Origin of the sequence: Cupriavidus sp. WKF15 (genome assembly GCF_029278605.1) — a bacterium.
Classification (GTDB): domain Bacteria; phylum Pseudomonadota; class Gammaproteobacteria; order Burkholderiales; family Burkholderiaceae; genus Cupriavidus.
The window spans coordinates 2,626,157-2,638,484 of record NZ_CP119573.1 but is presented as its reverse complement, the minus strand read 5'-3'; the positions used below and the strand labels follow the sequence as shown (position 1 = coordinate 2,638,484).

12 protein-coding genes are annotated in these 12,328 nt (G+C 68.4%); 10 read left to right on the top strand and 2 right to left on the bottom strand.

Going from position 1 to position 12,328, the window contains the following annotated elements; genetic code table 11:
• Nucleotides 1–8: 8 nt before the first annotated feature.
• From CupriaWKF_RS29455 to CupriaWKF_RS29425, 7 genes are read left to right on the top strand one after another with little or no spacing between them, the layout of a single operon-like run.
• Nucleotides 9–1,202: a flavin-dependent monooxygenase gene (locus CupriaWKF_RS29455; RefSeq protein WP_276101945.1), complete on the top strand. Its 1,194-nt coding sequence runs from the start codon at nt 9–11 to the stop codon at nt 1,200–1,202.
• Between the two features lie 25 nt (nt 1,203–1,227).
• On the top strand, nt 1,228–2,982 hold the full coding sequence (locus tag CupriaWKF_RS29450; RefSeq protein ID WP_276101944.1) for an FAD-dependent oxidoreductase: 1,755 nt from the start codon (nt 1,228–1,230) through the stop codon (nt 2,980–2,982).
• Complete coding sequence (locus CupriaWKF_RS29445; protein WP_276101943.1) at nt 2,979–3,503, top strand: flavin reductase family protein; 525 nt, start codon at nt 2,979–2,981, stop codon at nt 3,501–3,503. The genes CupriaWKF_RS29450 and CupriaWKF_RS29445 overlap by 4 nt, the downstream gene beginning before the upstream one ends.
• Before the next feature lie 60 nt (nt 3,504–3,563).
• Nucleotides 3,564–4,328, top strand: a complete 765-nt coding sequence (locus CupriaWKF_RS29440; RefSeq protein ID WP_276101942.1) for an SDR family oxidoreductase — start codon at nt 3,564–3,566, stop codon at nt 4,326–4,328.
• A gap of 29 nt (nt 4,329–4,357) precedes the next feature.
• Entirely contained in the window at nt 4,358–5,413 is a 1,056-nt protein-coding gene (locus tag CupriaWKF_RS29435; RefSeq protein WP_276101941.1) for a ferredoxin--NADP reductase, read from the top strand.
• Nucleotide 5,414: 1 nt separating this feature from the next.
• Nucleotides 5,415–7,046, top strand: a complete 1,632-nt coding sequence (locus CupriaWKF_RS29430; protein ID WP_276101940.1) for a FadD3 family acyl-CoA ligase — start codon at nt 5,415–5,417, stop codon at nt 7,044–7,046.
• Nucleotides 7,047–7,063: 17 nt separating this feature from the next.
• Nucleotides 7,064–7,510: a nuclear transport factor 2 family protein gene (locus tag CupriaWKF_RS29425; protein ID WP_276101939.1), complete on the top strand. Its 447-nt coding sequence runs from the start codon at nt 7,064–7,066 to the stop codon at nt 7,508–7,510.
• Between the two features lie 682 nt (nt 7,511–8,192).
• On the opposite strand, the gene CupriaWKF_RS29420 is transcribed toward CupriaWKF_RS29425, so the two are convergent.
• Complete coding sequence (locus tag CupriaWKF_RS29420; protein WP_276101938.1) at nt 8,193–9,059, bottom strand: SDR family NAD(P)-dependent oxidoreductase; 867 nt, start codon at nt 9,057–9,059, stop codon at nt 8,193–8,195.
• 231 nt (nt 9,060–9,290) lie between these two features.
• Between CupriaWKF_RS29420 and CupriaWKF_RS29415 the strand changes: the two genes are divergently transcribed.
• Genes CupriaWKF_RS29415 through CupriaWKF_RS29405 form a run of 3 tightly spaced genes read left to right on the top strand, consistent with a single transcriptional unit; the run spans nt 9,291 to nt 11,349 of the window.
• A complete protein-coding gene (locus CupriaWKF_RS29415) occupies nt 9,291–9,710 on the top strand; it encodes a nuclear transport factor 2 family protein (RefSeq protein WP_276101937.1) in 420 nt (139 codons plus the stop codon).
• Nucleotides 9,707–10,564 carry an SDR family oxidoreductase gene (locus CupriaWKF_RS29410; protein ID WP_276101936.1) on the top strand — a complete coding sequence of 286 codons (858 nt, stop codon included), beginning with the start codon at nt 9,707–9,709 and terminating at the stop codon, nt 10,562–10,564. Before CupriaWKF_RS29415 ends, CupriaWKF_RS29410 begins: the two co-directional genes overlap by 4 nt.
• 26 nt (nt 10,565–10,590) lie before the next feature.
• Entirely contained in the window at nt 10,591–11,349 is a 759-nt protein-coding gene (locus CupriaWKF_RS29405) for an SDR family oxidoreductase (protein WP_276101935.1), read from the top strand.
• Between the two features lie 45 nt (nt 11,350–11,394).
• On the opposite strand, the gene CupriaWKF_RS29400 is transcribed toward CupriaWKF_RS29405, so the two are convergent.
• Nucleotides 11,395–12,294, bottom strand: a complete 900-nt coding sequence (locus CupriaWKF_RS29400; RefSeq protein WP_276101934.1) for an NAD-dependent epimerase/dehydratase family protein — start codon at nt 12,292–12,294, stop codon at nt 11,395–11,397.
• Between the last annotated feature and the right edge of the window lie 34 nt (nt 12,295–12,328).

Genomic DNA, 12,328 nt, shown 5'->3' with positions numbered 1-12,328 from the left:
GACCCGCGGTGCCTCACCACAACAACCCCAAGGACCTGGCCGCTAGCCTGATCGCGCGTGCCGAGCAGATGATTCCCGCGCTGGCCGGGCGCGCCGGACAGGCAGAAGCCGAAGGGCGCATCCCCGCCGAGACCATCGCCGAGATGCAGGCCGCGGGTTTCTTCAAGGTGCTGCAGCCGCGCCGCTACGGCGGCTACGAGCTGGACCCGCAGACCTTCTTCCGCATCCAGATGGCCCTGGCCAGGGGCTGCATGTCCACGGCCTGGGTCTACGGCGTGGTCGGCGTGCACAACTGGCAGCTCGCGCTGTTCGACGAACGCGCGCAGAAGGAGGTGTGGGGCAACGATCCCGCCACGCTGATCGCCTCGACCTATATGCCGGTCGGCAAGGTCACGCCGGTCGAAGGCGGCTACCGCTTCTCCGGCCACTGGAAGTTCTCCAGCGGCAGCGAGCTGTGCGACTGGATCTTCCTGGGCGGCCTGGTGCCGCCGGCCGAACCGGGCGGTGCCCATGACTACCGCACCTTCCTGCTGCCGCGCTCCGACTACAAGATCGTGCGCAACTGGGACGTACTGGGCCTGCGTGCCACCGGCAGCCACGACATCGTGGTCGATGACGTGTTCGTGCCGGACTACCGTACCCACCGCGCCGTCGATGGCGCCATGGGCACCAGCCCGGGCCTGGCGATCAACGACACGCCGCTGTACCGCCTGCCGTTCGCGCAGATCTTCGTGCGCGCCGTGTGCACCGCGTGCATCGGCGCGCTGGAAGGCACGCTCGACGATTTCATCGGCTACGCCGACGGCCGCGTCAGCAGCAACGGCGGCAGCAAGACCGCGGAGGACGGCGGCGCGCAACTGGCCTGCGCCAATGCGCAGGTGGCCGTCGACGAGATGCGCGCCATCCTCGAACGCAACTTCGACGAACTGCTCGCCGTCGCGCGCGAAGGCGGCCAACTGCCGACGCCGCGCCGCCTGCATTTCCGTTACCAGTCGTCGCAGGTGGCCGAACGCTGCGCGCAGCTTGCGAACGGCCTGCTGCGCTACGCCGGCGGCAACGGCATCTACCGCAGCAACCCGATGGTGCGCCGCTTCCTGGACCTGCACGCCGCACGTGCCCACTACGCCAACAACCTGGACCGCTTCGGCCAGAACCTTGGCGGCGTGATGATGGGTCGCGCCAACACCGACTTCTTCATCTGAAGCCGCCAAGGCAAGGGAGCCCATCATGACCCAGAGCACAGCGCGCATGCAGCCGACGGAGTTTGACGTGGTGGTGGTCGGCTCGGGCGCCGGCGGTATGCTGGCCGCCTGCCGCGCCGCCGACCGCGGGCTGTCGGTGGTGGTGCTGGAAAAGAGCAGCCAGTACGGCGGCACCTCGGCGGTGTCCGGCGGCGGCATCTGGATTCCGATGAACCACCATATCGCGCCGGCCGGCGGGGCGGACGACTATGCCAAGGCGCTCGAGTACGTGCTCGCCTGCACCGGCGAGCATGGCGACCCGCAGCGCATCCGCGCCTACCTCGAGCACGCGCCGCGCATGCTGCAGTACCTCGAGCAACAGGCCGGCGTGCGCTACTACACGCTGCCGCGCTACGCGGACTACTTCCAGAAGGAACCGGGCGCAATGCCCGGCTACCGCGCGCTTGACCCGATGCCGTTCGACGGCGCACGGCTGCGCGAGGAATTCGACCGGCTGCGTCCGCCGTCGCCAGGCACGCTGGTGGGCGGCCGCGTGGCCGTGACTTCGGGCGAGGCGCACGCATTGCTGTGCCGCTCACCCGGCTGGTTCGGCCTGGCGGTGCGCCAGTTCGCTCGCTACTGGCTGGACATTGGCTGGCGCCGCAAGACCCGGCGCGATCGCCGCCTCACGCTCGGCAACAGCCTGGCCGGCGGCCTGCGACGGGCGATGATGGACCGTGCGATTCCGCTGTGGCTCGATACCGCGCTGCAGGACCTGATCGTGGAAGACGGCGCGGTGCGCGGCGTGCGCGCGCTGCAGGGCGGGCGCGCGGTGGAGATCCGCGCATCATGTGGCGTGATCCTCGCCGCCGGCGGCTTCGAGCGCAACCAGGCCATGCGCGAGCAGTACCTGCCGCAGCCGACGAGGTCCGACTGGAGCGCCACGCCGCCGAACAATACCGGCGACGCCATCCGCGCCGGACAGGCTGCCGGCGCCGGCGTGGCATTGATGTCCCATGTCTGGGGCGCGCCCACGGTGCATGTGCAGGGTGAGGAGAAGCAGCGCGCGCTTTTCATCGAGCGCGCCATGCCGGGCTGCCTGGTGGTGAACGGGCTGGGCCGTCGCTTCGTCAACGAGGCCGCGCCGTATTCCGAGTTCGTGCCCGCCATGTATCGCGACCATGAAAAGACCGGCTGCAGCGTGCCGGCGTGGATGGTGTTCGACGCCACGTTCCGGCACAAGTATCCGTGCGGGCCGATCCTGCCGGGCTCGGTCATGCCGGACCGCAGCATTCCGACCGATCTGTCCGGCATCCTGGTGCGTGCCGGCTCGCTGGCCGAACTGGCAAGCCAGATCGGCGTCGATGCCGACGGGCTTGCCGACAGCGTCGCGCGCATGAACCGCTACGCCGCCACCGGCGTCGACGAAGAGTTCGGCAAGGGCGACAACGTCTTCGACACCTACTACAGCGACCCAACGGTGCGGCCGAACCCGTGCCTGGCCCCGATCGGCAAGGCGCCGTTCTATGCGGTGCGGCTCGACGCCGGCGATATCGGCACCAAGGGCGGCCTGGTGACCGACGCCGGCGCGCGCGTGCTGCGCGAGGACGGCAGCGCAATCACCGGGCTCTTCGCCATCGGCAATACCAGTGCCTCGATGATGGGCACCAGCTATCCCGGCGCGGGCTCTACCCTGGGCCCCGCCATGACCTTCGGCTTTATCGCGGCCGACCTGCTTTCGCAGCGCGCGCCGCAGCCGGCCGCCGTGCCCCACGCTCAAACCGTACAGGAGGCCTCATGAGCGCCAATCCCGAAACCAGCACCGCGCTGCGCGACGACATGCTGAAGGCGATGCGCCGCATGGCGCGTTCGGTGGCGGTCATCAGCTGCCGCCATGGCGAGCGCCGCTATTCGATGTCCGTGACCGCGGTCGATTCGCTGTCAGCGGATCCGCCTTCGCTGCTGATCTGCATCAACCGGAATTCGTCGATCTATCCGCCGCTCGATGCCGGCGCGGATTTCTGCATCAACCTGCTGGCCGCCGACCACCGCGATATCGCGGTGGACTGCAGCGGCCGCCTCAAGGGCGAGGAGCGCTTCACCAGCGGCGAGTGGGAAGACGACCTGCTCGGCGTGCCGTGCCTGCGCGACGCCCAGGCCAACCTGGTGTGCCTGCAGGACGGCCGCTTCGACTACGGCACGCACGCGATCTTCATCGGACGGCTGCGCGAGGTGCGGCTGGCGGGCGAGGTGTCGCCGCTGGTCTATGTCGACGGCGCCTATACCACGTCGGCGCCGCTGGGCGCGCCGTGCCCGGCCTGAGCCACCTGACACAACAGCCCACCGGTGGGCGGCGGGCACACACCAACAAGGAGATGTCCCATGAGCCGACGTACTGAAGGCAAGATCGCGATCGTCACCGGGGCCGCCAGCGGCGTCGGCAAGGAAGATGCCCTGCTGCTGGCGCGCGAAGGCGCGCGCGTGGTGCTGACCGACCTCAACGAGGAAGCCGGCCACGCGCTGGCGCGCGAGATCGGCGAGACCGCGCTGTTCGTGCAGCACGACATTGCCAGCGAAGCCGGCTGGCAGCAGGTGATGGCGCGCACCGGGCAGCGCTTCGGCGCACCGAATGTGCTGGTCAACAATGCGGCCATCCTGATGCTCGGCACGGTCGAGGACACCACGCTGGAGCAATGGCAGCGCGTGCTGCGCATCAACGCCGACGGCTATTTCCTCGGCTGCAAGTACGGCGTTGCCGCGATGAAGGCGGGCGGCGGCAGCATCGTCAATATGTCGTCGGTGGCGGCGCTGGGCGGCATGGGCGCGTTCTGCGCCTACAGCGCCAGCAAGGGGGCGGTGGCCGCGCTTACGCGCGCGGTGGCGGGCCACTGCAAGCAGAGCGGCTACAAGGTGCGCTGCAATTCGATCCATCCGGACGGCATCATGACGCCGATGACCGCGGCCTTCCTGCCTGGCGGCGCCGCAGCCCTGCCCGAGGAAATCGGCGGCGCCGAGCCCATGCAGCGCATGTGCCATCCGCGCGACGTGGCCAACCTGGTGCTGTTCCTGGCCTCCGACGAATCGCGCTTCGTCAATGGCGCGGAACTGCGTATCGACAACGCGCAGACCATCATGGGCGTGGCCTGACGCCGCACCTCAGCTATAGAAGGACATCCATGGCGCCAGTGCAATACCATCGGCTGCAGATCGCCGAAGTCGTCACGGAAACGGAGCAGGCGCATTCGCTGGTCTTTGCGCTGCCCGACGGCTTGCGCGATACCTTTGCCTACCGTCCGGGGCAGTTCCTGACGCTGCGCGTGCCCGTCGACGGCAAGCCGCTGCAGCGCTGCTATTCGCTGTCGAGCACGCCCGAGGTCGACCACGCCCTGCGCGTGACGATCAAGCGCGTGCAGGGCGGGCGCGTGTCCAACTGGATCTGCGACCATCTTGGCGCGGGCGACACGGTCGAGGTGATGGCGCCGGCCGGCGTCTTCACGCCGCCCACGCTGCATGGCGATTTCCTGCTGCTGGCCGGCGGCAGCGGCATCACGCCGGTATTGTCGATCGCCAAGGCGGCGCTGCGCCACGGGCGCGGCGCGGTGACGCTGGTCTATGCCAACCGCGACGAGCGCTCCATCATCTTCGCCGAAACGATTGCGGCGCTGGCGCGCAGCCATCCGGGCCGGCTGCGCGTGGTCCACTGGCTGGACAGCGTGCAGGGGCCGCCGACGCAGCGCCAGCTGGAAGAACTGGTGAGGCCCTGGAGCCTGGCGGAATGCTTTGTGTGCGGCCCGGCCCCGTTCATGGACGCGGCCCAGGCTGCGCTGCAGGAACTCGGCGTGCCGCGCGGCAAGCTCCACGTGGAGCGCTTCCTGTCCCTGCCGGATGTGCCGGTGGCAATACCGCCAGCGCAACCAGCCGTGATGGATGCGGCCACCCCTGCGCCCGCCATGCGGGGCGCGGCACTGACCGTTGAGCTCGACGGCGCGACCCACCAGGTCAGCGTGACGCCGGACGAAACCGTGCTCGACGCCCTGCAGCGCGCCGGCGTGCCGGCGCCCAATTCCTGCCGCGCCGGGCTGTGCGGCGCCTGCATGTGCCAGGTGACGCGGGGCGACGTGTCGCTCGGCGAAAACCATGTGCTCGACCGCGCCGACCTGGAGGCTGGCTGGACCCTGGCTTGCCAGGCGCGCGCGGCGAGCGACGAGATCCACCTGAAGTTCCCGGACTGACATGACTGCCTCTGACACCATTGATGCCATTGCGGCGTCCGCCGGCCTCGACGCCGCCGGGCACGAGGACCCTGCCGCGACCATTCCCGAACTGGTGCGGCGCGCGGCGCAGCGCCACGGCGAACGCACCGCCATCCAGGAAGACGGGCTGCGTCTGAGCTACGCCGGGCTGGATGCGTGCCGGGTCCAGGCGGGCCGGGCGCTGATGGCGCTCGGTGTGCAGCCGGGCGACCGGGTCGCGGTATGGGCGCCGAATTTCTCGGAATGGATCATCGCCGCGCTGGCGACGCACAGCGTGGGCGCGGCGCTGGTGCCGCTCAATACGCGCATGAAGGGCGCGGAAGCCGCGGCCGTGCTGGCCGACAGCGGCGCACGTCTGCTGTTCTGCGTCGACGATTTCCTCGGCGAGTGCTATCCGCAGATGCTGGCGCCGCACCGGCCGGCCACGCTGGAGCGCCTGGTGATCCTGCGGCCGGGGCGGGGTACGGCGCCGGGCGACGGCGAGCTGGCGTGGGATGACTTCCTCGAACTGGCGCAGCAGGTGGACACGGCCGCATTCGCGCAGCGCGAAGCCGGCGTGCGCGGCGACACGCTCATGGACATCATGTTCACCTCCGGCACCACCGGGCGGCCCAAGGGCGTGATGACCGCGCATGCGCAGAACCTGCGTGCCGTCGACGGGTGGGCGGCGATCACGGGCGTGCGGGCCGGCGACCGCCACCTGATCGTCAACCCGTTCTTCCATACCTTCGGCTACAAGGCCGGCTGGCTTGCGGCACTGTCGCGCGGGGCCACCGTGCTGCCGCACCTGGTATTCGACGCCGAAGCCGTGATGACGCGCGTGGAGAACGAGCGCATCACGGTGCTGCCGGGGCCGCCGACGCTGTACCAGACGCTGCTGAATGCGCCGCGCCTGCGCGAGTTCGACCTGTCCTCGTTGCGCGTTGCCGTGACCGGCGCTTCGGCGATCGCGCCGGTGCTGATCCAGCGCATGCGCGACGAACTGGGTTTCGACACGGTCATCACCGGCTACGGCCTGACCGAGTCGTGTGGCTTTGCCACGCTGACCCGCGCGGGCGACGATGCCGAAACGGTTGCCAGTACATCGGGGCGCGCCATGCCCGGGATCGAGCTGTGCTGCGTCGATGCGCAGGGCCAGCCGGTTGCAATGGGTGAGGCTGGTGAGGTGCTGGTGCGTGGCTACAACGTGATGCAGGGCTACTTCGGCCTGCCTGAGGCTACCGCGGAAGCCATCGATGCCGATGGCTGGTTGCATACGGGCGACGTCGGCACGCTCGACCCGCGTGGCTACCTGCGCATCACGGATCGCATCAAGGACATGTTCATCGTGGGCGGCTTCAACTGCTACCCGGCGGAAGTGGAAAAGCTGCTGGTGGCCCATCCGGCGGTGGCGCAGGTCGCGGTCGTCGGCGTGCCGCACGAGCGGCTCGGCGAAGTCGGGCGCGCCTACGTGGTGTTGCGTCATGGCGCACGGCTGGACGCCGAGACCTTGATCGTCTGGGCGCGCAGGCACATGGCCAACTACAAGGTGCCGCGCGAGGTGCAGTTCGTGACTTCGCTGCCCGTGAGCGCGGCGGGCAAGGTCTTGAAGTATCAGTTGCGGGAAGCCTGAGAAGCGGGGGATTGGAGATGAACGAGATTGCCAGTATTGCCGAGCGCCTTGCGCGGCTGGAAGCCGCAGATGCGATCCGGGCGCTCAAGCTGCGCTATTTGCGGGCGTGCGATGACAAGGATACCGATGCCATGCGGGCCTGCTTCGTGCCGGACGACGCGCATATCCACTATGACCGGATTGGGGGCTTTGCCGGGCGGGAAGCGTTGGTGCAGTGCTTTGCGGAGCTGGCGTGCCGGCCTACGCTGCGGGAAATGCATTTTGCGGGGCAGGCGGATATTCGGGTGCTCGATGCCGATACGGCGCGGGGGAGCTGGGATCTGGCGTACCTGGCGCTGGATGATGCCAACGGATCGCGGACGTTTCTGACGGGGCGCTATGAGGATGAGTATGTGCGGATCGATGGAGCGTGGCTGATCCGGTCGACGGTGTTTGCGACGGGGTTGTTGTCGCAAGGGCAATGAATGGGTTTTCGTCCTTGGCAGGCGTCTCTGTTGCGCCTGGGCTAGCCGGCGGGGCTTTGTGGTTGGGATCGCGCTGTCGTTCTTGGCATGCGCGGCAAGAAACGCATCGCCTGAGCGGCTGGCTATCAACGATACGCTTCTATGGTTCAAGCGGGCTTTGGTCTCGCGAGACGTGGTTGCTCGTTCGAACCTGCTACGCATAGTGATTCGGAACCCGTGCCCGCGATAACCTGCTTTTGTACGATCCCCATGTAGGGCTCGGGTACAGCGTTCCAACAGCGTCAGTGGTGGGACGCCTACGGCTGCGCTGCGCGCGCGTCCTGGTCGGTATGCGGGGGGTATCAACGGCGCTGGCGCTGGTGCTGACGCCACTCGTCTTTTGTTTTGCTCCCGAGCCGCGCGCAGCGCAGCCGCAGGCGTCCCACCGATGGCATTCTTAGCAGGGGCCACCAAGTAATCCGGGTTCGCTCATCTGACGCTTCTATCCTGATCATCTACGCGGCAGGCAGTCTGGCTATGCCCTGTACCGTCTTCACCCCAACGGGCCTTTCGTCGACCACGAGAACGCGTTTTTGGTTACTTTTGTCGCGAGACAAAAGTAACTCGCCGGCTACGCCGGCGAAACAGCAGCGCATGCCAGGAGCGTAAACCCAACCCCAACCACACGCCCCCCAATCCCCCTCTACTCCACAATCGCCGGATGCACCCCCGGCGGCCCGCCCAGTGCCTGCCGGTAAGACGGCGGTTGTACGCCATCAGCATCGACAATCCCATACCCCTGAGCCGCTTCCGCCGCGATCAACACCTGGCCCGATTTTTCCATCAGCGAAGGATCGCGATACAGCGCATCGATAACCTTCCCCGTGAACTCCGGCGTTTCCGCTACCGGCGCGAACGACGCGTACTTGTCCGGATGCTGTTCCCACACACGCAGCGTGCGTGCGGTGCGCAGCGGCCCCATCCAGACCGATACCGCCGCGACCCCATGCGGACGCAGGTCAACCGCCATGTCGTGTGCGAACTTGTCGATCCCCGCCTTCTGTGCCCCATAGGCCGGCCCATGCATATAGCAATTGGCACCGAAGGAAGACGTGAAAACAATCAACCCCCGCCCGCGCGCCGCCATCATCGGCGCCGCATGCCAGCTGGCCACGTAGCCGGATCGCAGGCCTACATCGAGAATCCCCGCCATCTCCAGCGGCTTCTCCCAGAACGGCCCCGGCATGATGAGCTCGTCATGGAGGAAGGTGGCGTTGTTGACCAGGATATCGATTCGCCCCATCTCCTCGCGCACGCGCGCAAACAGCCGCGCCACCTGCGCATCGTCCCGATGGTCGCATGCGACCGCGATGCCGCGCCCGCCCAGCGCGTCGATCTCGCGCGCCGTGGCGTGGATGGTGCCGGGCAGCGGCGCGCTGCCTTCCTGCTCCGTGCGCCCGGTCACATACACCGTGGCGCCAGCCGCGCCGAGCGCCAGGGCGATGCCCTTGCCGGCCCCGCGCGAGCCGCCCGTGACGACCGCGACGATGGCCTGTTCCGCCTGCTTCATGTCTGTCTCCTGTATCAGTGATGCGCGGGCGCCGTTCGGGCCGCCCGTGCTCGTCGAAGCTTGGGGCGGGCGAGGCCACGGTACATCCTTCGTTCGGACTAAGCGGCATTCGTCCCGCTTACTCCACGCGGACGATGGCCCGCTGCGCGGCAGGGCTGACGATAGTCGCCATCCCAACGACCGGCCGTGGACCTTGCACCGGCCGGTCACAACCAAGGAGTGAGACCGGCCATGTCCGAACTGGAGCACAAGCAAGCCATTCACGCGCTGACCTGCCGCTACGCGCGGGCGGTGGACCGGCGCGATTTCCCGAGCCTCGCGGAACTCTTCACGCAGGATGCGCGGCTGACCGGGCCCGGCTTCCGCCTGGACGGACCAGAAGCAATTGCCAAGGGCATGTCGGCGCTAGGCCAGTACAGCGCCACGCAGCACCACGTGCACCAGCAACTGGTGGAGATCAACGGCGATACCGCGACGGGCGAGACTTATTGCGTGGCCAACCACCTGTATGAGCAGGACGGCGTGCCGCGCAAGCTGGACTGGGGCATTCGTTACCAGGACCGTTTCGAGCGATCGCAGGGCCAGTGGCGCATCGCTGCGCGCGAACTGGTGGTTGACTGGACGCAGGACCTGCCGATGCGGGAGGCATGATGACGACGAATCGTGTACTGGAAGGCAAGACGGCACTCGTTACCGGCGGTGCAGGTGGCATCGGCGCGGCCAGCGCGCTGGCGCTGCTGCGCGATGACGCGGCGGTAGTGCTGATGGGGCGGCGGCGCGAAGCGCTGGAAGCGGCGCGGCGCGACCTGCTTGCGCAAGTGGCCGGCGCCACGGTCGAGATCAACGTCGGCGACGCTTGCCGCGAGGATGACGTGCAGGCCGCGCTCCGGCAGGCCTGGGAACTGGGGCGCCGGCTCGACATCGTCGTGGCGACCGTCGGCGGTGGCGGCTTCCGTCCCATGCTGATGCATGACACCGCGTCATTGATGGCGGAGCTGGAACTGAATATCGCCAGCGCCTTCCTGGCAGTGCGCCACGCCTCGCCGCTGATGGCGCCGCATGGCGGCGCCATCGTCTGCATCTCGTCGAACGCGGCGCGCATGACCTGCCGCTGGCTGTCGGCGTACTGCGCCGCCAAGGCGGGCCTGGAAGCCTTCGTGCGCGCGGCGGCCGAGGAACTGGCCGGCTGCGGCATCCGCGTCAACGCGGTGCGGCCGGGCCTGACCCGCTCCGGCGCGACCGGGCCGATGTTCGACAACCCGGCCATGCTCGACAAGTTCGTCGCGCAGATGCCGCTGGGCCGCGCCGGCGAGCCGGACGACATCGCCAGCGCGGTGCGCTACCTGGCCGGGCCGGAATCGGGCTGGGTCACCGGCCAGAGTATCGCCGTCGATGGCGGCAGCGAGCTGCGCGGCAATCCCATCCTCGATGAAACCGTGGCGGCGGTGTATGGCGAAGCCGCGCTGCGCGCGGTGCTGGCCGGCAAGATTCCCGACGCCGCCTGAAGACGGATCACCCAAGGAGAGAAACGATGAATCAGGTCAGGGACAAGGTCGCGCTGATCACCGGCGCGGCCAGCGGGGTAGGGCGCGCGGATGCGCTGCTGCTGGCGGCGGAAGGCGCGCGCGTCGTGCTCGGCGATGTCAACGAGGAGGCCGGGCAGGCGCTCGCCAGGGAAATCGGCGACGCGGCGCTGTTCGTACGCCACGACATCGGCAGTGAAGAGGACTGGCGCCGGGCCATGGCCGCCGCGCTGGACCGCTTCGGCCGGCTCGACGTGCTGGTCAACAACGCGGCCATCTGTCCGCTGGGATCGATCGAGGAGACCTCGCTCGACTGCTGGCGGCAGGTCATGCGCGTCAATGCCGACGGCTATTTCCTCGGCTGCAAGTTCGGCGTGGAGGCGATGAAGGGCAACGCGACCGGAGGCTCCATCATCGTGATGTCGTCCGTGGCTGCGCTGGGCGGCTTGCCGATGATGTGCGCGTACAGCGGCGCGAAAGGTGCCGTGACCGCGCTGACGCGCAGCGTGGCCGTGCACTGCAAGCGCAACGGCTATCGCATCCGCTGCAACTCCATCCACCCCGATGGCATCTGGACACCGATGACGCAGGCGCTGGTTCCAGACCTGGATCCGGCGGCGCTGGGCATCGGCACGGACCCGATGGCGCGCATGTGCGAGCCGGAGGATGTGGCCAACCTGGTGCTGTTCCTGGCTTCGGACGCGTCGCGCTTCATCAATGGCGCGGAACTGCGCATCGATAACGCGCAGTTGATCTCCGGACTGTAAGGCCGGGTGCGGCGGCCCGCTTGCGCGGGCCGCCGCTGTGCCAGCTTACTGGTACTGCGCCACGATCTCGCTGACCGTGCGCAGGATGTCCCGGCGGCGATAGCCGAGCAGGGCGGTCTCGGCCGCATCCGGCTCGTAGTAGAGCGTGTTGCCGCGGCCGAAGCAGATCGCCGAGTCGGGCAGCAACGGATGCTCCTGGTCGATGACCGGCGGAACCGCGCGGCCGGCATCGCGGAAGAACGCGCCGAAGTAGTCCTGGAAGGTCAGGTTCTCGTCGCCCACGAGGTAGGCCTTGCCATTCTCGCCGCGCAACAGCGCACCTTCGATCGCTTCCGACAGCGACATGGCCGAGATGAAATTGACGCCGCCCGGCGGCGCGAAGTCCGGCATCGGCGCAAAGCCGCCCCGGGCGTAGTCGGTATAGGCCTTGAACATCGGGACCGTCAGGCCCGGCACCGTGCCCACCACGAACGGGGCATTGACGCTGCTGACCCGGAAGGTCTCCGTCGCCAGTGCCCGCACGCCTTCGTCGGCCAGCTTGCGCGAGCGGATATAGGCGTTGTCTTCGGCCAGCCTCGGTGCCGCCTGCGGATAGAAGCTGCCGACATGCACGGCGACCCGGATGCCGGCATCGCGCGCGGCACGGAAAAAGCGCGGCACGCCTTCGACGTTGGCGCGCTCCCAGTGTGCCGCTTCGTCGCCGCCGGGCGGCACGTGGCGCACGTCGTTGCCGGCGGCGAATACCAGCGCATCGAAGGCGCCGAGCTGCGCCGCGGGCAGGTCGTTGGCGATGTAGTCGCAGCGCAGGAAGTCCAGCCCGCCCAGCGGCGTGCCGGACGCGGGGCGGTTGCGCCCGGCGATGGTGACTTCGTGCCCGCGGCTGCGCAGGTGCAGGGCCGCGTGGCCCCCGATCATGCCATTGCCGCCGACGATGAGTATCTTCATGCCTGTCTCCTTGCTTGGGTGGTGTGGCCGCGTG